General features: G+C 68.6%; 22 protein-coding genes. 10 read left to right on the forward strand and 12 right to left on the reverse strand.

What is annotated here, in order from left to right; genetic code table 11:
- Positions 1 to 157 precede the first annotated feature (157 nt).
- Positions 158 to 826: a nitroreductase gene (locus tag ACSQ86_RS17170; RefSeq protein WP_436309282.1), complete on the forward strand. Its 669-nt coding sequence runs from the start codon at positions 158 to 160 to the stop codon at positions 824 to 826.
- 9 nt (positions 827 to 835) lie between these two features.
- On the opposite strand, the gene ACSQ86_RS17175 is transcribed toward ACSQ86_RS17170, so the two are convergent.
- Positions 836 to 1,660, reverse strand: a complete 825-nt coding sequence (locus ACSQ86_RS17175; RefSeq protein WP_436309283.1) for a crotonase/enoyl-CoA hydratase family protein — start codon at positions 1,658 to 1,660, stop codon at positions 836 to 838.
- 97 nt (positions 1,661 to 1,757) lie between these two features.
- Between ACSQ86_RS17175 and ACSQ86_RS17180 the strand changes: the two genes are divergently transcribed.
- The gene (locus ACSQ86_RS17180; protein ID WP_436304447.1) at positions 1,758 to 2,150 is read left to right on the forward strand and encodes a DUF488 domain-containing protein; all 393 of its coding nucleotides are present in this window, start codon (positions 1,758 to 1,760) and stop codon (positions 2,148 to 2,150) included.
- 93 nt (positions 2,151 to 2,243) lie between these two features.
- Here ACSQ86_RS17180 and ACSQ86_RS17185 read toward each other — a convergent pair whose 3' ends face one another.
- Positions 2,244 to 3,146, reverse strand: a complete 903-nt coding sequence (locus ACSQ86_RS17185) for an SDR family oxidoreductase (protein ID WP_093108013.1) — start codon at positions 3,144 to 3,146, stop codon at positions 2,244 to 2,246.
- Between the two features lie 103 nt (positions 3,147 to 3,249).
- Between ACSQ86_RS17185 and ACSQ86_RS17190 the strand changes: the two genes are divergently transcribed.
- The gene (locus ACSQ86_RS17190) at positions 3,250 to 4,125 is read left to right on the forward strand and encodes a CoA transferase (protein WP_436309284.1); all 876 of its coding nucleotides are present in this window, start codon (positions 3,250 to 3,252) and stop codon (positions 4,123 to 4,125) included.
- A 9-nt stretch (positions 4,126 to 4,134) separates the two neighbouring features.
- On the opposite strand, the gene ACSQ86_RS17195 is transcribed toward ACSQ86_RS17190, so the two are convergent.
- Positions 4,135 to 5,115 (reverse strand): Bug family tripartite tricarboxylate transporter substrate binding protein, encoded by a 981-nt coding sequence (locus ACSQ86_RS17195; RefSeq protein ID WP_436309285.1) that lies wholly within the window; start codon positions 5,113 to 5,115, stop codon positions 4,135 to 4,137.
- 94 nt (positions 5,116 to 5,209) lie between these two features.
- On the opposite strand from ACSQ86_RS17195, the gene ACSQ86_RS17200 reads away from it, so the two are divergent.
- Positions 5,210 to 5,719, forward strand: coding sequence for a hypothetical protein (locus tag ACSQ86_RS17200; RefSeq protein WP_436309286.1), 510 nt, complete (start codon positions 5,210 to 5,212; stop codon positions 5,717 to 5,719).
- Positions 5,716 to 7,068: a GAF domain-containing protein gene (locus ACSQ86_RS17205; RefSeq protein ID WP_436309287.1), complete on the forward strand. Its 1,353-nt coding sequence runs from the start codon at positions 5,716 to 5,718 to the stop codon at positions 7,066 to 7,068. The genes ACSQ86_RS17200 and ACSQ86_RS17205 overlap by 4 nt, the downstream gene beginning before the upstream one ends.
- Here ACSQ86_RS17205 and ACSQ86_RS17210 read toward each other — a convergent pair.
- The 3 genes from ACSQ86_RS17210 to ACSQ86_RS17220 all read right to left on the reverse strand — a co-directional run bounded on the left by ACSQ86_RS17210 (position 7,065) and on the right by ACSQ86_RS17220 (position 10,033).
- On the reverse strand, positions 7,065 to 7,781 hold the full coding sequence (locus tag ACSQ86_RS17210; RefSeq protein WP_436304451.1) for a hemerythrin domain-containing protein: 717 nt from the start codon (positions 7,779 to 7,781) through the stop codon (positions 7,065 to 7,067). The genes ACSQ86_RS17205 and ACSQ86_RS17210 overlap by 4 nt on opposite strands.
- Positions 7,782 to 7,925: 144 nt before the next feature.
- Positions 7,926 to 9,674: an esterase-like activity of phytase family protein gene (locus ACSQ86_RS17215; protein ID WP_436309288.1), complete on the reverse strand. Its 1,749-nt coding sequence runs from the start codon at positions 9,672 to 9,674 to the stop codon at positions 7,926 to 7,928.
- Positions 9,671 to 10,033: a hypothetical protein gene (locus ACSQ86_RS17220; RefSeq protein ID WP_436304453.1), complete on the reverse strand. Its 363-nt coding sequence runs from the start codon at positions 10,031 to 10,033 to the stop codon at positions 9,671 to 9,673. The genes ACSQ86_RS17215 and ACSQ86_RS17220 overlap by 4 nt, the downstream gene beginning before the upstream one ends.
- A 183-nt stretch (positions 10,034 to 10,216) precedes the next feature.
- On the opposite strand from ACSQ86_RS17220, the gene ACSQ86_RS17225 reads away from it, so the two are divergent.
- On the forward strand, positions 10,217 to 10,663 hold the full coding sequence (locus ACSQ86_RS17225) for a universal stress protein (RefSeq protein WP_436304454.1): 447 nt from the start codon (positions 10,217 to 10,219) through the stop codon (positions 10,661 to 10,663).
- An 18-nt stretch (positions 10,664 to 10,681) separates the two neighbouring features.
- Here the strand turns inward: ACSQ86_RS17225 and ACSQ86_RS17230 are convergent, their stop codons facing one another.
- Both ACSQ86_RS17230 and ACSQ86_RS17235 read right to left on the reverse strand, forming a co-directional pair.
- Entirely contained in the window at positions 10,682 to 11,554 is an 873-nt protein-coding gene (locus tag ACSQ86_RS17230; protein WP_436309289.1) for a hypothetical protein, read from the reverse strand.
- 130 nt (positions 11,555 to 11,684) lie between these two features.
- Complete coding sequence (locus tag ACSQ86_RS17235; protein ID WP_436309290.1) at positions 11,685 to 14,027, reverse strand: YgiQ family radical SAM protein; 2,343 nt, start codon at positions 14,025 to 14,027, stop codon at positions 11,685 to 11,687.
- 165 nt (positions 14,028 to 14,192) lie between these two features.
- Between ACSQ86_RS17235 and ACSQ86_RS17240 the strand changes: the two genes are divergently transcribed.
- Positions 14,193 to 15,146, forward strand: a complete 954-nt coding sequence (locus tag ACSQ86_RS17240; protein WP_093108033.1) for a bifunctional helix-turn-helix transcriptional regulator/GNAT family N-acetyltransferase — start codon at positions 14,193 to 14,195, stop codon at positions 15,144 to 15,146.
- Here the strand turns inward: ACSQ86_RS17240 and ACSQ86_RS17245 are convergent.
- The 3 genes from ACSQ86_RS17245 to ACSQ86_RS17255 all read right to left on the reverse strand — a co-directional run bounded on the left by ACSQ86_RS17245 (position 15,136) and on the right by ACSQ86_RS17255 (position 17,715).
- Complete coding sequence (locus tag ACSQ86_RS17245; protein ID WP_436309291.1) at positions 15,136 to 15,918, reverse strand: 3-hydroxybutyrate dehydrogenase; 783 nt, start codon at positions 15,916 to 15,918, stop codon at positions 15,136 to 15,138. The genes ACSQ86_RS17240 and ACSQ86_RS17245 overlap by 11 nt on opposite strands.
- A gap of 103 nt (positions 15,919 to 16,021) precedes the next feature.
- Complete coding sequence (locus tag ACSQ86_RS17250) at positions 16,022 to 17,221, reverse strand: patatin-like phospholipase family protein (protein ID WP_436309292.1); 1,200 nt, start codon at positions 17,219 to 17,221, stop codon at positions 16,022 to 16,024.
- A gap of 44 nt (positions 17,222 to 17,265) precedes the next feature.
- On the reverse strand, positions 17,266 to 17,715 hold the full coding sequence (locus ACSQ86_RS17255) for a CHRD domain-containing protein (protein WP_436309293.1): 450 nt from the start codon (positions 17,713 to 17,715) through the stop codon (positions 17,266 to 17,268).
- A 106-nt stretch (positions 17,716 to 17,821) separates the two neighbouring features.
- Here ACSQ86_RS17255 and ACSQ86_RS17260 point away from each other — a divergent pair, with 106 nt between their 5' ends.
- Positions 17,822 to 18,367, forward strand: coding sequence for a DUF924 family protein (locus tag ACSQ86_RS17260; RefSeq protein ID WP_436309294.1), 546 nt, complete (start codon positions 17,822 to 17,824; stop codon positions 18,365 to 18,367).
- On the opposite strand, the gene ACSQ86_RS17265 is transcribed toward ACSQ86_RS17260, so the two are convergent.
- Positions 18,364 to 19,254 (reverse strand): YihY/virulence factor BrkB family protein, encoded by an 891-nt coding sequence (locus ACSQ86_RS17265; protein WP_436309295.1) that lies wholly within the window; start codon positions 19,252 to 19,254, stop codon positions 18,364 to 18,366. The two genes, ACSQ86_RS17260 and ACSQ86_RS17265, sit on opposite strands and share 4 nt — an antisense overlap.
- 77 nt (positions 19,255 to 19,331) lie before the next feature.
- Here ACSQ86_RS17265 and ACSQ86_RS17270 point away from each other — a divergent pair, with 77 nt between their 5' ends.
- Both ACSQ86_RS17270 and ACSQ86_RS17275 read left to right on the forward strand, forming a co-directional pair.
- Positions 19,332 to 19,919 (forward strand): chromate transporter, encoded by a 588-nt coding sequence (locus tag ACSQ86_RS17270; protein WP_436304463.1) that lies wholly within the window; start codon positions 19,332 to 19,334, stop codon positions 19,917 to 19,919.
- Positions 19,916 to 20,515: a chromate transporter gene (locus ACSQ86_RS17275; RefSeq protein ID WP_436309296.1), complete on the forward strand. Its 600-nt coding sequence runs from the start codon at positions 19,916 to 19,918 to the stop codon at positions 20,513 to 20,515. The genes ACSQ86_RS17270 and ACSQ86_RS17275 overlap by 4 nt, the downstream gene beginning before the upstream one ends.
- Positions 20,516 to 20,524: the final 9 nt, after the last annotated feature.

Raw genomic sequence — 20,524 nt, forward strand, 5'->3', positions numbered from 1 at the left:
GGTCGCGGCGTCAGGTCTGCGACGGGCTTGTAGGCGAATACAGGAGGCAACGCGCGTCGATGCCTGACTGCCGGCCCGCCGCGAAGGCCGGTAGGCGCCGGCAAGCGCTGACGGCGCGGAGCGTATAGGCTTGGCTCATTTTTTTGCGGGCCGATCCATGCACGTTCAAGAGGCTGTTGCGAGCCGCCATTCCATCCGGGCTTTCCTGCCGACGCCGGTCGACCGCGAGACGATCCGCCGCGTGCTGACAGCCGCCGCACGCGCGCCTTCCGGCGGCAACCTGCAGCCTTGGCACATCGACGTGCTCGCGGGGGACGCGCTGGCCGAACTCAGGCAGCGTATGCAGGCGCGGCTCGTTGCCGGCGAAACGGAGCCCGCCGCTTACGACATCTATCCCAGAGAGCTGCGCTCGCCCTGGCGCGAGCGGCGCTTCCAGGTCGGCGAGGCGATGTACGCGCGCCTGGGCATTCCGCGCGAGGACAAGGCGGCGCGGCGACGCTGGTTTGCCAACAACTACGGATTCTTCGGCGCGCCGCTCGCGCTGTTCTGCTCGGTCGATCGCTCGATGGGCCCGCCGCAATGGTCGGACCTCGGCATGTACCTGCAGACCGTCATGCTGCTGCTGCGCGGCGAAGGGCTCGACAGCTGTCCCCAGGAGTGCTGGGCGGTCTATCCGGACACGGTGGCCAGCGTGCTGCGACTGCCGCCCGAACGCATGCTGTTCTGCGGCATGTCCATCGGCCACCGCGATCCCGAGCATCCGGTGAACGCGCTTGTCAGCGACCGGGCGCCCGCCGACGAGTGGCTGCGCTTCCACGGCTTCTGACGAAAGCGTTCAGGGTTCCGGCACAAAACGCGGCGCGCGCCGCTCGATGTTGGCACGCACGGCCTCGGTCTGGTTGGCGCTGCCGACCAGCGCCTTCTGCTCGACCGATTCGGCCAGCAGCAGGTCGGCGGCGCTGTGCGCCATTGCCGCGTTCAGGAGCCGCTTGCCGGCGCGGATCGCATCGGGACTCTTCTGCGCGATCTCGTGCGCCATCTGCAAGGCATCGGCCAGCGGATCGGCCGACACCCGCGTCGCGAAGCCGAGCGCCACCGCCTCCTCGCCCGAGAAGATGCGGCCGGTGAAGGTGAGCTCGCGCACCACGTCGGTCCGCGCCAGCTCGCGCATCAGCACCATGCCGCCCATGTCGGGCACCAGGCCCCACTTGATCTCCATCACGGACAGCTTGGTGTCGGGCGCGACGAGCCGCACATCGGCACCCAGCGCGACCTGAAGGCCGCCGCCGAAGGCCACGCCGTGCACCGCGGCGATCACCGGCACCGGCACTTCGCGCCAGACCATCGCCACCTGCTGCGCGGCGTTGGCGATGCCGTGCGTGCGCGCGAGCAGGTCCGCAGCGGCGCCTGACCCGATCACACCGCTCGCGCCGCCCTGCCCCATGCGCTCGAAGGACTGCATGTCGAGCCCGGCGCAGAAGGCCTTGCCGCGGCCTGCAAGGACCACCGCGCGCACGCGCGTGTCGTCGCTAAGCCGCGTGCCGGCATCGATCAGCGCATCGAACATCGCGGGGTCCAGTGCGTTCATCTTGTCGGCGCGCGAGAGCTGGAGTTCGACCACGCCATCGGCGTGGCGGATCGATTCGATGCGGTCGTTCATTGGATGTCTCCGGGTTGGATCGACGCAAGTATCGGCGCCCGGCGATGATGGCGCCTGTCGCGCAGCCAACAGTACAGTCCATCCAGGAGGAATGCCCATGGCCATCCGCATCGTTCGCCTCGGCTCCGAACGCGCACCCGGCGAGGGCCTGCGCATCGGCACCGTGCGCCGCCCGCCGCGCGGCGTGCCGAAGACCGAGTTCGCCTCGCAGAACTGGTACGACGTCTGGTACCCGAATCTCGCGCCCTCGGTCGAGACCATGAAGATCGCTCAGGCCGCCGAAACCCCGGCGCAATGGGCTGCCTTCGGCCGCAAGTTCAAGAGCGAGATGGCCGAGGCCGACGCCAGCCGCAGCCTCGACCTGCTGGCGGCACTGTCGCACCAGAGCGCGTTCTCGATCGGCTGCTATTGCGAAGACGAAGCGCATTGCCACCGCTCATTCTTGCGCGAGTTGCTGGCCGAACGCGGGGCCGACATCGCCAAGGACTGATCCGGCCGCCGCCGGGCCGCCCCAAGGCGGCCGGGCCTCCCCCTCGGGGGGTGGAGTTACACGCAGCGAAGCGGAGTGAAAAGCCGGGGGGCCTTATCTTTGCGCCTTGTCCTTCTGGTTCTGCGCCTCGATGCGCTCGCGCGCCTCCTGCCAGTCGGCATCGCTCCACTGCCGCAGCTCGTAGAAGTTGCCGCCGGTCGCCAGCGCGTTGCCGCCGTCCATCATGATGCTCTGGCCGGTGAGCCAGTCGCACTGGCCCGGCGCCATCAGGAAGGCCGCGAGGTTCTGCAGCTCGCTCATCTTGCCGGTGCGCGCCATCGGGTTGTTGGCCTTGCTGCGCGCGCCGGGCTCCTCGCCCGGGTTCAGGCGCTTGCTCATGCCCTCGGTGGGGATCTCGCCCGGTCCGACGGCATTGAGCCGGATGCCGTGGCGCGCCCATTCGATCGCGAGCGACTTGGTCATCACCTCCACGCCGGCCTTGCTCATCGCCGAAGGCACGACGTAGGGGCTGCCGTTGTCGACCCAGGTCACGATGATGCTCATGACGCTGCGGTACGGGTCGCCCGCCTTCCACTGCCCCGCCTTGGCCTCGGCGATCCAGCGCTTTCCCACCGCCTGCGTGACGTAGAAGCTGCCATGGAAGACGATGTTGGCCACCGCGTCGAAGGCGCGCGGCGACAGGCTCTCGGTCGGCGCGACAAAGTTGCCGGCCGCGTTGTTGATGAGCCCGGTCAGCCCGCCAGATTGCCAGAGGGCTTCGACCATCTCTTCCACGCTCTGCGCGTTGCGAATGTCGACGCCGAAGGCATCGATGCGCCGCCCCGGAAACTGGGTGCGCCATTCGGCCGCCGTCTCCTCGACCACCGCCTGACGCCGGCCGCAGATCGCAACGTCGGCGCCCAGGCCCAGGAAGCGCTCGGCCATCGCCCGGCCGAGGCCGGTGCCGCCGCCGGTCACGAGAATGCGCCGGCCGGCCATGAGATCGGATTGGTACATGTGGGTCTCCTTGTCTTGGGTTTGAGGGCTGTGCAAGCCGCATCGTAGAGCGGCCGGCCCGAGCCGGTAAGCTCCCAAGGTGACACCGCCGAGGACACCCAGCATGCCGACTTCCCCTGCCCCCGCCTTCGCACCGCTCGCCGGCGTGCGCGTGCTGAGCCTCGCGCTCAACCTCCCGGGCCCCGCCGCGCTGCTGCGCTGCCGTGCCATGGGCGCGAGCTGCGTGAAGTTCGAGCCGCCGACGGGCGACCCGATGGGCCACTACAACAAGGCCGCCTACGCCGCGCTGCACGAGGGCGTCGACGTCCGGACTGCCGACCTCAAGACGGAGGCCGGCCAGGAAGAGCTGCATCGCACGCTCGAAGAAACCGATGTGCTGCTGACTTCGTTTCGCCCTTCGGCCCTCGACAAGCTGGGCCTGGGCTGGGCGGCGCTGCATGCGCGCCATCCGGCGCTCTCGCAGGTGGCGATCGTCGGCGCACCCGGCGCGCGCGCCGAGGAGCCGGGCCACGACCTCACCTACCTGGCCGAAAGCGGCCTCGTCACCGGCACCGAGCTGCCGCCCACGCTCTATGCCGACATGGGCGGTGCCGTGCTCGCGAGCGAGGCGGTGCTGAAGGCCCTGCTCCATACCCGTGTCGCGCCGGGGACGGGCGCGTACCTCGAAGTCGCGCTCAATGCCGCGGCCGACTGGCTCGCGCTGCCGCGCACCTGGGGCCTGACCCGGCCCACCGGCGCGGTCGGCGGCGCGCATGCGGGCTACCGCGTCTACCCCTGCGCCGATGGGCGCGTGGCGGTGGCTGCGCTGGAGCCGCACTTCGCCGCGCGCCTGTGCGAAGCCGCCGGCGTGGCCTCGCGCGACATGCTGGCGCCAGGCACCCGCGAAGCGCTCGCGGCCTGGCTGCGCACGCGAACGCGCGCCGAGCTGGAGGCGATGGCCAGCGAGCGCGACGTGCCGCTGCTCACGCTGGCCGACTAGGGCCCTTGTTCAGAGCTTGATGCCCGCGCCTTTCACCGTCGGGCCGAGCACGCCCACCTGCTCCTTCACGAAGCTCTCGAAGCGCGCCGTGCTCTCGGGCTTGCCGCCGATGCCCAGCTCGACGAGCTTCTTCTGCACCTCGGGCATCACCAGCACCTCGTTGCAGGCGGTGTTGAGCCTGGCGACCATGTCCGCGGGCAGCTTCGCCGGCCCGCTGAGCCCGAAGAAGTTCTCGAGCACCAGCTTGGGCTGGCCGAGTTCCACCACCGTCGGCACCTCGGGCATGAGCGGCGAGCGTGCCGTGCCGGTCACCGCGATCGGCACCAGCTGGCCGCTCTTGAAGAAGGGCACGTAGGCGGTGATGACGTCGATGCCGACCGGGATCACGTTGGCGATCAGGTCGGTGGTCATCGGCGCGCCGCCGCGGTAGGGCACGTGCACCAGGTTGGCGCCTGTCGTCTTGCGGATCAGCTCGCCGTGGATATGGCCGATCGATCCGGGACCGCCCGAGCCGAAATCCAGCCGCCCTTCCTTGCGCGCTCGCGCGTCGAGCTCGGCATAGCTCGCGATGCCCGAGGGCTTGCTCGCCATGATCGCCAGCGGAGCCGAGCCCAGGTAGGCGACGTGCGTGAAGGCCTGCAGCGGATCGTAGGGCTGCTTCTCCAGCGTGAAGGGTCCGAGCGCGATCGGCGTCGTGTTCGAGAGCATGAAGGTGTAGCCGTCGGCCGGCGCCGCGGCCACCAGCGCGCCGCCGATGGTGCCGCCGGCGCCGGGCTTGTTGTCCACCACGACGGGCTGGCCCAGCTTCTTGCCGAGCTGCTCGGCCATGACGCGCGCCAGGATGTCGCTCGACCCGCCGGGCGGGAAGGTCACGATGATCTTGATCGGCTTGTCGGGCCACTGGGCAAAGGCCGGCAGCGCCAGCGAGGCGGCGCCGGCGGCCAGCAGTTGAAGCGCGCCGCGGCGCGTGGAGCGGGTGGTGAGGGTCATGGCGCTTCCAAGCAAAAGCGATGCCCGCGCGCAAATCATGCGGCGAAGCGCCGCTTTGAACCACAATGCCCCTCTTCCCGCTCCAGCTCCTTTCATGACCGCCGCCCCTCCACCGCTGCTGCTGAGCCCCGATCGCATCGCGATGATCGGCAAGGGCGTGTCCGCCATCGTGGCTTCGCGCAACGCTGCGCTTCGCCCGAGCCTGATGCGCGCCGTCGGCACCGGCATCTCGGCCGAGGGCTCGGAGATCACCGTGTACCTCGCGCGCACCCAATCGCGCCAGCTGCTGCAGGACCTGGCTGCCACCGGCCATGTGGCCGTGGTGTTCAGCGAGCCGCTGAGTCACCGCACCGTGCAAGTCAAGGCCAAGGCGGTGCGGCTTCGCGCTGCCGACGACAGCGACCTGCCGGTGCTGCGCCGCTACCTGGCCTCGATGGAACACGAAGTGGGCTGCGTGGGCTACGGCGCCGTCTTCGTGCGCGCGATGCTCGCCTGCGAACTCGGCGACGTGGTCGCCGTGAGTTTCTGCCCCACCGAGGCCTTCGACCAGACGCCCGGCCCGCGCGCAGGCAGCGCCCTGCCCGCTTCGTCCGCCGCGCCATGACCGCAGGCATCGCGCCCTCGCTGCCCGCAATCCGCGCCTGCTTCGAGGGCGCGATCCCGGCCATGATGGCGACCTGCGCCGAGGATGGCACCCCCAACGTGGCCTACATCTCGCAGGTCTATTACGTGGACGAGCGCCATGTCGCGCTGTCCTTCCAGTTCTTCAACAAGACGCGCCGGAACATCCTGGCCAATCCGCACGGCAGCGTGCTGGTGATGGATCCGGTCACGGCCGGCTTCTACCGACTGCAGATGCGCTACCTGCGCACCGAAACCGAGGGCCCCCTGTTCGAGGGCATGAAGGCGCAGCTCGCGGGCATCGCCTCGCACTCGGGCATGGCCGGCGTGTTCCGGCTGCTCGGTTCCGACATCTACGAGGTCGAGGCCGTCGAGCGCCTGGAAGGCGAATGCCTGCCGGCAGCGCCGCGCCCGGGCCTGCTCGCCGGCGTGCGGCGCGCGGCTGAAGGCCTGGCCGCCTGCAGCGCGACCGACGAGCTGCTGCAGGCCGCGCTGGCCGCGCTCAACGACCACCTGGACATCCGGCACGCGATGGTGCTGATGCTCGACGCGGCGACGCAGCGCCTCTATGCCGTGGCGAGCTGCGGCTACGCGACCTCCGGCGTCGGCTCCGAGATCGAGATGGGCCATGGCGTCATCGGCGTGGCCGCGCGCGAACGCACGCCGGTGCGCATCGGCCACATGACGAACGCGGCCGCCTACAGCCACGCCGTGCGCAGCAGCATGCGCGAGAGCGAACCCGGCCTCGCGCTCGACACCGAGATCCCCTTCCCGGGCCTGGCCGAGCCGCACAGCCAGCTGGCCGTGCCCATCCTCTCGACCGGCCGGCTGCTCGGCGTGCTGTTCGTCGAGAGCCCGCTCGACATGCGCTTCGGCTTCGAGGACGAGGATGCGCTGGTCGCCATCGCGGGCCACCTCGGCGCGGCGCTCGATCTGCTGCACACCGTGGCCGAGCCCGCGGCGCCCGAGGAGCCCGTGGCGGCGGCTGCGCCCTCGGCCAGCGGCCCGCCCTTCCCGGTGCGGCACTACCTCGCCAACAACAGCGTCTTCATCGGCGAGCGCTACCTGATCAAGGGCGTGGCCGGAGCCATCCTCGGCAAGCTGCTGCGCGAGCACGCGCAGCAGGGCCGCTCGGAGTTCACCAACCGCGAGTTGCGGCTCGACCCGGCCATCCGGCTGCCCGACCTTTCGGACAACCTCGAGGCGCGCCTGGTCCTGCTGCAGCGCCGCCTGGTCGAGAACTGCCCGCACATCCGCATCGAGAAGACCGGGCGCGGCCGCTTTCGCCTGCGCGTGGACCGGCCGGTCGCGCTCGAAGAGATCCCTGCTTAGGCGGCAGGCAGGCCCAGGCTCGCGCCGAGCTTGGCCCATTCGCGTTCGCTCAGGTGCGGGCGCACCACGTCGAGTGCAGCCGCGAAGGCCGGCGCCGGCGCATGCGCGCGCATGTCGGCCAGCATGGTGGCACGCTCGGCGGGGTTCATGAAAGGCACCAGCCAGCGCAGCACGAACATCATCTCATCGGGCGGGATCGATGCGACCAGCGCGTTGTGGATCTCGATCAGCTCGGCATCGGTGTAGCGCGCCCACAGCACCGCGTTGTGCGCCGTTTCCTCCACGTGCATGTGCTCGAAGTTGTGGGCGACGAAGAGCGAGAGCGCCCGGTACAGCGCGAGCGCGCCGGCCGCCCGGTTCGCCGCGCTGTCATGCAGCAGCGCGGCGGTCTGGTTCGCGAGCACCGCGATCTCTTCCTCGTGCTGGGCATGCTCGTGGGCGATCTGGCCGCTGGCGCCGGGTGCGCGAGCCTCCATGGCAGCATGCACGAACTCGTTCTCGTGCCGCAGGTGCGAGCGGCAGAAGTCGAGCAGCTGCATCACGCGCTGCGCAACCTGCGCCAGTTCGAGTGCATCGTCGCTGTCCATCCGCCCGACGGCCAGCAGGGTGTCGGCCATCAGCGCGCGCAGCGCCTTGTGGATGCCGGCGTAGAGGTCGACGCGGGGCATGGCCGCCTGGGCGACGTTGCGCATCTCGCGCTGATCGATGTTCATGGGGTGTCCTTCTTTTCGGTGAGCGGCCGGTGCACCATGCACCGGCCTGCTGGAAAAGAAGTCTAGGAATCCGAGGCCCGCGGCGCCGCTAAGAATTGCTTAAGCAATCCCTCACGAAACCTTAAATTTCGCGAGGCCCGGGCTTCAGGGCGCCGGAGGCCGCAGCTCGCCGAGCTTGCGCTCGAAGCGCAGCAGCCAGATGCGCGTCGGCCGCTCCAGCTCGCTGCCGCGCATGATGCGCGCACCGACCGCGCCCGCCGGGCAGCCGCTGACGATCGCGCCGGCGGCGTCCACGGTGCAGTCTTCCATGCTGCCAGCCACGCGCTGGCCGCTGGCGTCCAGGAGCATGGTGCCGAGGCCGAAGTCGTTGTCGTTCACCAGCGCCAGCGTGTTCTCGTCCACCAGCGTCAGGCCCTCGGCCTTCTCGGCCAGCCAGCCAAGCGCGTTGAGGTCGAGCAGCTCGGTCTTCTTCATCGGGACCACGGTGGACCAGTCGGCAGCGCCGGACACGGCCTGCGTGATGCTGCTGATCTCGAGGTTGTGGTCCAACGCCGCGATGTCGGTCGCGTTGGCCGGAATCTCGACCAGCATCAGCTTGTTGAACACCTTGGCATCGCTCTTGCGCGCACCCTGCTCGATCACGACGAAACGGCCGCCGCCCAGGCTCACCATGTCGCCGAGCTTGGCGTTGCCGGTGCGATCCTTGTCGTACTGGCTGCCGTCGATCGGGTAGGCGTACATCTTCGAGGTCTCGGTGGCCGGGTCGAACTCGAGCCGGCGCGCGAACTTGGCGATGTGGCGCACGTCGGTGTTGGTGCCGCCCGGCGGCTTGGCCTTGATGGACTTGCCGGCACCGTCCTTCGGATCGATGGGGCTTTGCAGGAAGCCGTGCAGCTTGCCGCCGGCCGCCTCCAGCGCAAGGCCTTCCATGCCGCGGTTGGGCCGCCGCTGCGAGAGCACCGCGGGCAGATCCGCTGCGCCTGCACCGGGGCCGTACTTCTTCTCGACCACGCCGCTGGCGATGTTGATGCGCGCGATGAAGGGGCCGTACTCGTCGCTGGTCCACAGCACGTTGCGGGCCTTGTCGAGCACCATCGTCTCCGGGTCGAGGCCGTTGGCGTCGAAGCCGGCCTTGGCGGCGTCGAACACGTAGTTCTCGGTCAGCGGCGTCTCGCCGGTGGAGCCCACGCCCGACTGCGGCGGCAGGCCGGTGAGCTTGCGCGCGGCATCGAGCCTGAGCGGCGTGCTCGACTGCAGCACCGCGCCGTTCTTGCCGACGGTGACCACGCCGAAGCTCGGCGCAAAGGACGGCGCCGGGAACACCTTGCTGATGTTGGTGGCGCCGCCGCCGCCGGGCACGGGCGCCGTCGGGCCGTCGCCGTTGGGGCCGCGGTCGGTGATGGCGTAGAACTCCAGTGCGCCGTCGGCCGCCGTGCCCTTGAAGGCCAGGCCCGAACCGTAGGCCGGCAGGAAGCCGTCCGCGAACTCGGCGCGGGTCTTCTCGTTGCTGCCTTCGTAGGGCACGTAGAACTTCTTGTCGGCCTGCAGCTGATGGCGCGTGACGTTCACCGCGATGCTGCCGAGCGCGTTGGTCTGTGTCGAAGCTTCGGTCACCGGCGTGCCCAGGTTGGCGGCCAGCGTGTTCTCGAAGTGTTCGCGCGCCAGCAGGCGGCGGCCGGCATCGATCACGCGCGTGCTGTACGGGCTGGGCAGAGCTGCGAGCAGCGTGCCGAGCTTGGCGTCGAAGGCGCTGGCCTCGGCGTCGAAATCGAGCAAGCCGGCCGTGAGCGCCGCCTTCAGCGCATCGGTGATCTTGATGCCGTTGGAGGGGTCGCCGTCCTCGTCGAAGCTCTGCAGCGCGAACAGGCGATTGACCACCTTGTCGGCCTTCACGCCGGCCGCGGTGGCTTGCAGATTGGCCAGCGTGAGCTGGGTGATCGCGGCACCGCAGGTCGCGCGCTGCCGAGCACGAGCGCACCCAGGCTGAAGCGCACCGTCTCGCCTTCCTTGCAGACGAATTCGCCCTTGGCGGAGGTGACTGCCTTGGCGGACGAGCCCGCCACGAAGTCCAGGCCTTCGACGGCGGAATCGAGGAACACGCCGGTGACACTCTTGGCTGCAGGCGGTGCATCTCCACCGCCCGACGACGGCGCGAAACCGCCCCCGCCCCCGCCTCCCCCGCCGCCGCATGCCGTCGCCACCACGCCGGCAGTCATCGCTGCCAGCCACCCCATCCTCGATCGCTTGTTCATTCTTGTTCCTGCTGGTTCGACCCGCGCACCGTGCGCGAGCCCCGGGGATCAAGGCGAAGCTTTGTGACGCTGCGGTGAAACGCTAGGCTGGCCCGCCTAGAACGCGCCGGATGCCTTGCTCGGCACCGGTCCGCGCATTAACCTGCAAGCAGGGGCGGGGCCCCTCCCGCCCGGGAGACCGCCATGTATGAACGCATACTCGTCGCCACCGACGGTTCCGAGCTCTCGGAACAAGCCGTGACCAGCGCGATCGACCTGGCCATCCTGATGAAAGCCGAACTGGTTGCCGTCAAGGTGGTGCACCACTACCCCACCGGCTATTTCGAGGGCTCGCTGCTCTTGAACCAGATGGAAGTCACGCGCCTGCAGGAACAAGCCGATGCCGAAGCGCAGCGCGTGGTCGATAAGGTGAAGGAAAAGGCGCTGGCCAAGGGCGTCGAGAGCACCAAGGCGGTCGTCATGAAGTCCGAGCTCGTCTCGGAAGCCATCATCGAAGCCGCCCGCAACTACCGCTGCGATCTGATCGTCATGGCATCGCACGGACGGCGTGGCATCAAGCGCCTGCTGATGGGCAGCGAAACGCTGCACGTGCTGACGCACTCGCACACGCCGGTGCTGGTGCTGCGTTAAGCGGATAACAGGGTCTGGTCAGCGCGCCGCGCCGGCGTCGCGCTGCCGGTCCTCGTGCTTGTGCGCGAGGTAGGTTGCGAGGTCGATCTCGTGCAGCTGCTCCGGATATTGCTCGATGGCTTCGAACCAGCGATGCAAGCGCTTCTCCGAGCGCTTCGCTGCCGGCACCTTGAGGCCGGCCAGGTAGGCATCGAGGGTGAGGAAGTAGCGCATCGCGTTGCGCTCCATCAGGCCGCGCAGTCCGCGGATGTATTCGGGCTGGCCGTTCGGCGCCTTTCCGACCACGGTGAAACCCACCTTGTGGCTGCCGAAGGTCGCGAGGTAGGCCATGGTGGCGTAGCGCGCCATCATGTTGTGGTCGTAGGCGTAGCCGAAGTGCAGGAAGGTCTGGCGCTCGCCGAGCGGCGTGGCTTCGAGCATCACGCGGTAGCGGCTGGTGCCGAGCGGCCCTGCTTCCGCGGACAAATCGATCGCCAGGTAGTCGCGCGTGGCGCTGGCGGTGCGATGGGTGAAGGGGAGCTCGAAGGCCTGCTCCACCGGCGTGTCGTAGCGCCGCACCACGCTGAGCGTGAGCACGTCGCCGTCCGGCTGCCGGGCCACGCGGCAACGCCGGTTGTTGATGTGCAGGCGCAGCATCTCGCACCACTGAGACGCATTGCCGAGCGCGGCGCGCACCTCGCCCAACGGGTGATCGACGACGGCATAGATATCGCCTTGGAGCCCGTTCTCCGTTTCCACCGATTCCAGATGCATCGGCCGCTTCAGCGGGCTGCGTGCGAGCTGGCCGGCCAGCTTCTGGTGCAGCTCGCGCAGGGCCTGCGCCGAGCCGGCCTCTTGCGCAATTGCCTGCGCGCCGAGCGCCCAGGCACCCAGCGCGAGCCACAGGACCATGCGAGATACGCAGCGACACGAAGCGGCCAAGAAGCTGTTCATGTCCGACACCATACAACGGCTCGGCTTTCAGCCGCTGCCGGCGCGCCTGCGCCGCGTGCGCGAGAGACAGGCTTAGAGGCCGCAGCGCTCAGCGGCTCTTGCGCAGCGGCTTGCCGCGCCCGGCGCCGTTGTCGCGCGGCGGCAGCCCGGTGTGCTGCGTGAGGATGCGGCCCTTGACGGGCTGCACGGGCTTCAGCTCGACCGTGGTCGAGTTCTTGCGCCGCGCGCTCTGGTAGCTGCCGTCGGTCAGCGGCTGATAGGTCGGGATCAGGTGGTGCTTGCCGTTGCCGATCAGGTCGGCGCGGCCCATCTTCTTGAGCGCCTCGCGCAGCAGCGGCCAGTTGTTGGCATCGTGGTAGCGCAAAAAGGCCTTGTGCAGGCGGCGGCGCTTGTCGCCGCGCACGATGTCCACCGTCTCGCTCTCGCGGGTGATCTTGCGCAGCGGATTCTTGTTGGTGTGGTACATCGTCGTCGCGGTGGCCATCGGCGACGGATAGAAGGTCTGCACCTGGTCGGCGCGAAAGCCGTTCTTCTTGAGCCAGATCGCGAGGTTCATCATGTCCTCGTCGCTGGTGCCCGGATGCGCGGCGATGAAGTAGGGGATCAGGTACTGCTTCTTGCCCGCCTCCGCGCTGAACTTCTCGAACATCTGTTTGAACTTGTCGTAGCTGCCGATGCCGGGCTTCATCATCTTGGTGAGCGGGCCCTGCTCTGTGTGCTCGGGCGCGATCTTCAGGTAGCCACCCACATGGTGCTGCACCAGTTCCTTCACGTACTCGGGCGACTGCACGGCCAGGTCGTAGCGCAGCCCCGAACCGATCAGGATCTTCTTGATGCCCTTCAGCGCACGCGCGCGGCGATAGATCTTGATCAGCGGGTCGTGATTGGTGTTGAGGTTCGGGCAGATGCCCGGGTACACGCAGCTGGGCTTGCGGCAGGCCGATTCGATCTCGGGGCTCTTGCAGCCGATGCGGTACATGTTGGCCGTCGGCCCGCCGAGGTCGGAGATGGTGCCGGTGAAGCCTTTCACGCTGTCGCGGATGGCCTCGACCTCCTTGATGATCGATTCTTCCGAACGGCTCTGGATGATGCGGCCCTCGTGCTCGGTGATCGAGCAGAAGGTGCAGCCGCCGAAGCAGCCGCGCATGATGTTCACGCTGAAGCGGATCATTTCCCAGGCCGGGATCTTGGTCGCGCCGTCGTGGCTGCCGTGCTCGTCGGCGTAGCGCGGATGCGGGCTGCGCGCGTACGGCAGGTCGAACACGTGGTCCATCTCTGCCGTGGTGAGCGGGATCGGCGGCGGGTTGATCCAGACGTCGCGCGCGGTCGTGCCCTCGCCATGCGCCTGCACCAGGGCCCGGGCATTGCCAGGGTTGGTCTCGAGGTGCAGCACGCGGTTGGCATGGGCATAGAGCACCGGGTCGGCACGCACCTGCTCGTAGGAAGGCAGGCGGATCACCGAGCGCTCGCGCGGCGGGACCTTGAGCTTGCTGCGACCCTGCAAGGCCGGGTTGGGCACGAAGTTCAGCGGCTTGATGGCTGGGTTGACCGAAGCAGCCGCCTGCGCCGCAGCGGCCACCGCCTCGGCCTCGTCTTCCTTCGCACAGGTCGCGCCATTCGCCTTGGCCTGCTCCGAGACCATCAGGTAGGGGTTCACATGGGCTTCGACGCGGCCGGGCTCATCGACGCTGGTCGAGTCGATCTCGAACCAGCCTCGGGCCGACTCGTCGCCATTACGGCGCACGAAGGCGGTGCCGCGCACGTCCGTGATCTGCGCCACGGGCTCGCGCGCGGCCAGGCGGTGCGCGATCTCGACGATCGCGCGCTCGGCATTGCCGTAGAGCAGCAGGTCGCACTTGGCGTCCACCACGATGGATCGGCGCACCTTGTCCTGCCAGTAGTCGTAATGGGCGATGCGGCGCAGCGACCCTTCGATGCCGCCGAGCACGATCGGCACCTCGTTCCAGGCTTCCTTGCAGCGCTGCGAATAGACGATGGCCGCGCGGTCGGGCCGGCCGCCGCCGACGTCGCCGGGCGTGTAGGCGTCGTCGCTGCGGATCTTGCGGTCGGCCGTGTAGCGGTTGATCATCGAATCCATGTTGCCGGCGGTCACGCCGAAGAACAGGTTCGGTTTGCCCAGTGCCTTGAAGGGCTCGGCGCTGTGCCAGTCGGGCTGCGCGATGATGCCGACGCGGAAACCCTGCGCCTCCAGCATGCGGCCGATCACCGCCATGCCGAAGCTCGGATGGTCGACGTAGGCGTCGCCGGTGACGATGACGATGTCGCAGCTGTCCCAGCCGAGCGCGTCCATCTCCGCCCGCGAGGTGGGCAGGAATTTCGCCGTGCCGAAGCGGGCTGCCCAGTACTTGCGGTAGCTGGTCAGCGGCTTCGCAGCACGCTGGAAGAAAGAGACGTCGACAGGGGCGTTCATCGGGGGAAGGGGTGGCGGCTGGACATGCCGCGGTGGCCCGTTTTCAGGCAACCGGCGATTTTACGGGTTCGGGGTGGGTCTGTCGCCCTAAAGGCCTTGGCGGGGCGCGAAGGCGAGCCCCGCAAATACTTGCTCAAGTCAACTATTCAATTGACAATAGCAAGCATGTCCGTCGAAACACCTTTTCTTTCCGACGTGGCCGCCGTCAAGGCGGTGCGCCAGTTCAACCGCTTCTATACGCGCCGCATCGGTGCCCTCGACCCCTACCTGGGCAGCGAGATGTCGCTGACCGACGTGCGCGTGCTCTACGAGCTTGCCCACCGCGAGAGCGCGGTGGCGAGCGAGATCGGCAAGGACCTCGGGCTCGACGGCGGCTACCTGAGCCGCATCCTGCGCCGCTTCGAAAGCGCCGGCTGGCTCACGCGCGAGACGCATCCGAAGGATGCCCGCCAGAGCCTGCTGCGCCTCACGGAGGCCGGCCATGCGGCCTTCGCCCCACTGCAGCAGAAATCGCGCGACGAGGCACGCGCCCTGCTCTCAGCGCTGTCGGCGCCGCAGCAACGCCAGTTGATCGATGCGATGCACACGGTACAGGCGCTGATCGAACCCGCGGCCAACGCGCCGGCCAAGCCGCGCACCGCCGTGCTGCGCGATCCGGGCCCCGGCGACATCGGCTGGGTGGTGCAGCAGCATGGCGAGATCTATGCGCGCGAGTACGGCTGGAACGGCGAATTCGAAGCGCTGGTGGCCGAGATCGCAGGCCAGTTCCTGCGCAAGTTCCAGCCCGAATGGGAGCGCTGCTGGATCGCCGAGCTCGACGGCGAGCGCGTCGGCGCCGTGTTCCTGATGCGCAAATCGGCCACCGTCGCCCAGCTGCGGCTCCTGATCCTCACGCCGCAGGCGCGCGGCCTGGGCCTGGGCGCCCGGCTCACCGACGAATGCATCGCTTTCGCGCGCCACAAGGGCTACAAGAAGATGCTGCTGTGGACCAACAGCTGCCTGAGCGCCGCACGCGGCATCTACGCTGCGCGCGGCTTCAAGCTGGTCAAGTCCGAGCCCTACGAAGGCTTCGGCCAGCAGCTGGTCGGCGAGACCTGGGAGCTCAAGCTCACTGCATGAACCAGCCGTGGCTCACGACCAGCGACTGCCCGGTAAGCGCATTGGTCGGAAAGGCCGCGAACATCAGCGCCACGCGCGCCACGTCGTCGGTGGTGGTGAACTCGCCATCCACCGTCTCCTTGAGCATCACGTTCTTGATCACCTGCTCCTCGGTGATGCCCAGCGTCTTGGCCTGCTCGGGAATCTGCTTCTCGACCAGCGGCGTGCGCACGAAGCCCGGGCAGATCACGTTGGCGCGCACGCCGTGCCTGGCCCCCTCCTTCGCGACCGTCTTGGCCAGCCCGATCAGGCCGTGCTTGGCCGTGACGTAGGGCGCCTTGAGCAGCGAGGCTTCCTTGGAATGCACCGAGCCCATGTAGATCACGCTGCCGCCGCGGCCCTGCGCGTACATGTGCTTCAGGCAGGCCTTGGTGGTGAGGAAGGCGCCGTCGAGGTGGATGGCCAGCATCTTCTTCCAGTCGGCGAAGCTGAACTCCTCGACCGGATGCACGATCTGGATGCCGGCATTGCTGATCAGGATGTCGATGCCGCCGAAGGCCTTGGCGGCCTCCTCGACGGCGGCATCGACCTGTTCTTCGCTGGTGACGTCGACGCCGACGCCGATCGCCTGCGCGCCGGCCTCCTTGAGCTCGGCAGCGGTGGCGTCGGCCGCCTGCTTGTTGAGGTCGGCGATCACGATCTTCGCGCCTTCCTGCGCGAACAGGATGGCGATCTCCTTGCCGATGCCGCTGGCCGAACCGGTGATGAAAGCGACCTTGTCCTTGAGTTGCATGGGATCTCCTTGGGATGAACGGTGAAGAGAGGATGGCGCGTGCAAGCTGCGTGCCTGTGACGCAGCCTGCGCCCGAAGTCTTGAATGAAGCTGACCAGTGCCCTCAGCGACCCGCCGGAATGGCCGGCACCCGCATCGGATGGCGAACGCGCGGCGCGCTGGGCTGGGCCAGGTCGAAGGTGGTGACGCCGTTGACCTGCGAAGCGCTCTGCAGCAATTCCGGATGCTCCAGCGTGTTGCAGATGTCGCGCAGGCCGGACTCCCAATGCTCGTCGACCGAGGCGCGCGAGAACTCGTAGTCCTTGGAGTCGAGCTCGTAGGGCTTGTCGCGGTAGATCAGGTGCACGATCTCGATCGGCTGGTGCGTCAGCTGGGCGCACACGGCGGCGACGCTGGCGTCCTTGCGCAGCGCGGCGGGCAGCCTGGCGATCAGGTCGGCCACCGCCTGCTGCAGGTTCATGTTCGAGGCCATGGCGTCGGTGTTCATGCGCGTGCGGCTCGAGTAGGTGATGTCCTTCTGCCGCTCCAGGGTCTCGGCCAGCGTGCGCGGCATGGTGCCGCGGGCGCTGAACAGATCGACCTGCAGCACCATCAACGGCTCGCTGCGCGGATGCGTGTCGAGCACGTACTGCAGGGGCGTGTTGGAAACGATGCCGCCGTCCCAGTAGTCCTCGCCCTCGATGTGCACCGGCGCGAAGCCGGGCGGCAAGGCGCCGCTGGCCATGATGTGCTCGGGGCCGATGCGCTGCTTCTTGTTGTCGAAATAGACCGAGTTGCCGCTGCGCACGTTGACCGCGCCCACGCTGAAGCGGATCTCGTCGTCGTTGAGGCGGTCGAAATCCACCAGCCGCTCGAGCGTGGACTTCAAGGGCGCGGTGTCGTAGTAGCTCAGCACCGGCGCCGCGCCGCCGAGCAGCAGCGCCGGGCTGCGGCGCGGCGTGAAGAAGCCCGGCACGCCGAATACCGCGGCGGAGGTGGCGCTCCACTGGTTGAAGAGCGCGCGGTCGCCCCAGCCCGGCGGCAGGCGCTGGGCCGGGCCCGATGAGACGAGATCCCAGAACTCGCGCAGGCGGGCGACGCGCAGCTCGGGCGCGTTGCCGGCGATCAGCGCGGCATTGACCGCGCCGATCGACACGCCGGCCACCCAGTCGAGCTCTTTGTGCTTCTCGAACACGCCGGCGTACACGCCGGCCTGGTAGGCGCCCAGCGCGCCGCCGCCCTGGAGCACCAGGGCTTTCTTGGTGGTCGTGATGTCGACGCGAGGGGTGGAGGGATGCGAGTTCGGTTTTTTGGCGGCGGGCATGGATCAATTTGACACCATGCGCACCGCCGCCGCGGCTCGCAGGGCTACATCTTCGGCAGCATCTGCCCGCGGATTTCGCCGCCAGGATTGGCCGCCGTGTGGATGTTGGCGTACCACTTGCCGGCCATGAGGTCGGCGGCCTGGGCCGGCGTCAGCGTGGCCTGGCCCTCGATCGGGCTGGCCGGACTCGCGAAGGGCAGCACGATGCCGGCATTGTCGCCGGCTGCGGCCGGACCGTGGAAGTGCGCCCCGGTGGCCGGACCGCTCAAGCCGGTATAGACGATCTTGTACTTGAGGACATTGGTGTCCTTGTTCAGCCAGGCCTCGGCCAGGCCGCTGCCGCGCGTCATGTTGGGGGGCACCTGGCTGGCCGCATTCATGCTGCCGCTGAAGCTCGCCGTGTTGGACTTCGACATCATTCCGCAGCCCGCGAGTATCGCGGTCGCGGCGCCAGCCACGAGGGCCATGCGCAAGAGGGTGCCATATCTGTTCATTGCGAATCTCCGTCAGTTTCAAGAGCACCCAGCATAGACAGCGCCCGGCGGGCAGCGTGTCGGCCACGAGCCCGACTTCGGGGCACCCGATGGCATCATCGAGCCCATGAAATCCCTGCCCACAGCCCACGATGTCGCGACCTTCTGGACCGAGGCCGGACCGAAGCGATGGTTCGCCAAGGACGAGGCCTTCGATGCCGAATTCAAGTCGCGCTTCGAAGCCGCCCACCATGCCGCCGCCACCGGCGCGCTCGACGCCTGGGCAGCCGATGCCGAAGGCGCGCTCGCCCTCATGGTGCTGCTCGACCAGTTCCCGCGCAACGCATGGCGCAACAGCGCCCACATGTTCGCCACCGACGGCAAGGCGCGCGCGATCGCGGGTATGGCGATCGAGGCCGGCCTGGACCGACAGGTCGAAGCCGCGCTGCGGCCCTTCTTCTACCTGCCCTTCATGCATTCGGAATCGCTCCAGGACCAGGAGCGCTCCGTCGAGCTGAATGCCACGCTCGACGCCAACACGCAGCGCTACGCGGTGCTGCACCGGGACATCATTGCGCGCTTCGGCCACTTTCCCCATCGCAACAAGGCGCTGGGCCGCGAGACCACGCCGGAGGAGCAGGCGTTCCTCGATGAGGGCGGCTTCGCCGGCTAGGCGCGCGTCGGCGAGGAAGGCGCGCCCGGTCGCGCGACGTCGCGCAGCGATCCGTACTTGTGCGCGTAGACCCAGGTGAACTCGGCGCCCAAGAGGAAGATCTGCGCCGAGTAGTAGACCCACACCAGCACCACCACCAGCGAACCCGCGGCGCCGTAGCCCGAGGCCACGCTGCTCTTGCCGATGTACAGGCCGATCAGGTGCTTGCCCACGGTGAACAGCAGCGCCGTGACCGCGGCCCCCACCCCCACGTCGCGCCATTGCACGCGCACGCGCGGCATGATCTTGTAGATCATCGCGAAGCCGACGGTCACCATCGCGAAGCTGAAGACGAAGTTGACCGCCTGCGCGAGCGTCGCCCAGCCGCCGAAGACCGGCGCCCACCACTTGCTGAGCGCCGCCAGCGCCGCGCTGGCCACCAGCGACACCATCAGCAGGAAGCCGATACCCATGATCATGCCGAAGGACAGCAGGCGCACGCGCAGCAGGTTCAGCAAGCCCTTGCCGCTGTCGCGCGCGGGGGCGCGCCAGATGCGGTCGAGCGCATCCTGCAGTTCGCCGAACACCGTGGTCGCGCCGATCACCAGCAAGGCGATGCCGATCACGGTGGCGATGATGCCTTCCTTCGGCTTGTTGACAGCCTCCAGCATGCCCTGCACCGCCCGCGCGCCCTGCTCGCCCATGAGGCCCGAGAGCTGCGTCATGATCTCGCCGCGCGCCGCTTCCTGGCCGAACACCAGGCCGGCCACCGAGATCACGATCAGCAGCAGGGGCGCCACCGAGAACACCGTGTAGTAGGCCAGTGCCGCGCCCATGCTCGGCGCGTAGTCGGCCTTCCAGGACATGAGGGCCTGCTTGCAGAGATCGAAGAGTTCGCGCGGCTGCATGGCGCGAGTGTCGCAGCATGCGCAGCGCCGGCGTGTCGGCAAACGGCCCGCCCGACCTGCCCCGATAATCGAGCGCGATGCACCCGGCCCCTACCGATGCGGCGGCACCCGACCGCCCGCAACCCCGATCCACCCGCGACCTCTTCGTTTCGTTCACCTGGCTCGCATTGCAGGGCTTCGGCGGCGTGCTCGCGATCGTGCAGCGCGAGATGGTCGAGAAGAAACGCTGGCTCACAGCCGACGAATTCCTCGAGGACTGGGCAGTCGCCCAAGTGCTGCCGGGGCCGAACGTGATCAACCTGGCGCTGATGATCGGTGACCGCTACTTCGGCCTGCGCGGCGCCGTGGCCGCGGTGGCCGGCATGCTGACCGTGCCGCTGGTCGTGATCCTTGCGCTGGCCGTGCTCTACGCCCACTACGCCGGCAACCCGCAGGTCGCCGGCGCCTTGCGCGGCATGGGCGCGGTGGCCGGCGGGCTGATCGCCGCCACCGGCATCAAGCTGATCCCGGCGCTGCGCCGGCATCCGCTCGGCTTCGGCGCCTGCCTGGGTTTCGTGGCCCTGGTCTTCGCTGCCATCGCGTTCGCGCGCATTCCGCTCGGATGGGTGCTGCTGGCGGTGGGCGGCGTGGCTTGCGTGTGGACCTGGAAAAAGATCAAAGCATGACCATTGCCATGCACTGGCACGACTGGCTGGCCCTTTTCGGCCAGTACCTGCTGCTCTCGCTGCTCTCGATCAGCGGCGCCATCACCACCGTGCCCGACATGCACCGCTACCTGGTCGCCCAGCACGGCTGGCTGACCGACGCGCAGTTCAGCTCCTCGGTCGCGATCGCGCAGGCCGCGCCGGGGCCCAACGTGCTCTTCGTGGCGCTGATGGGGTGGAACGTGGGCCTCAATGCCGGCGGCGGCATCGGCGCCGGGCCCCAGGCCTGGGGGCTCGGCCTGCTCGGACTCGCGATCACGATGGTCGGCATCATGCTGCCGAGCACCACGCTGACCTACGTCGCGACGCGCTGGGGCCATCGCAACCGCACGCGGCGCGAGGTGCGCGCCTTCAAGCAGGGCATGGCGCCGGTGGTGGTAGGCCTGCTGATCGCGACCGGCTGGGTGCTCGCCGCCGGTAACCATGGCGGCGGTGCGCCCGCCTGGCACCTCTGGCTGCTGACCGGCGTGGCAGCATTTATCGTCTGGCGCACTCGCATCCATCTGCTCTGGCTGCTCGGTGCCGGGGCGCTGCTGGGCGCGCTGGGCTTCATCTGAGTCTTCAAG

Source organism: Variovorax sp. LjRoot130 (genome assembly GCF_964253755.1).
In the GTDB taxonomy this organism is placed as follows: Bacteria; Pseudomonadota; Gammaproteobacteria; order Burkholderiales; family Burkholderiaceae_C; genus Variovorax.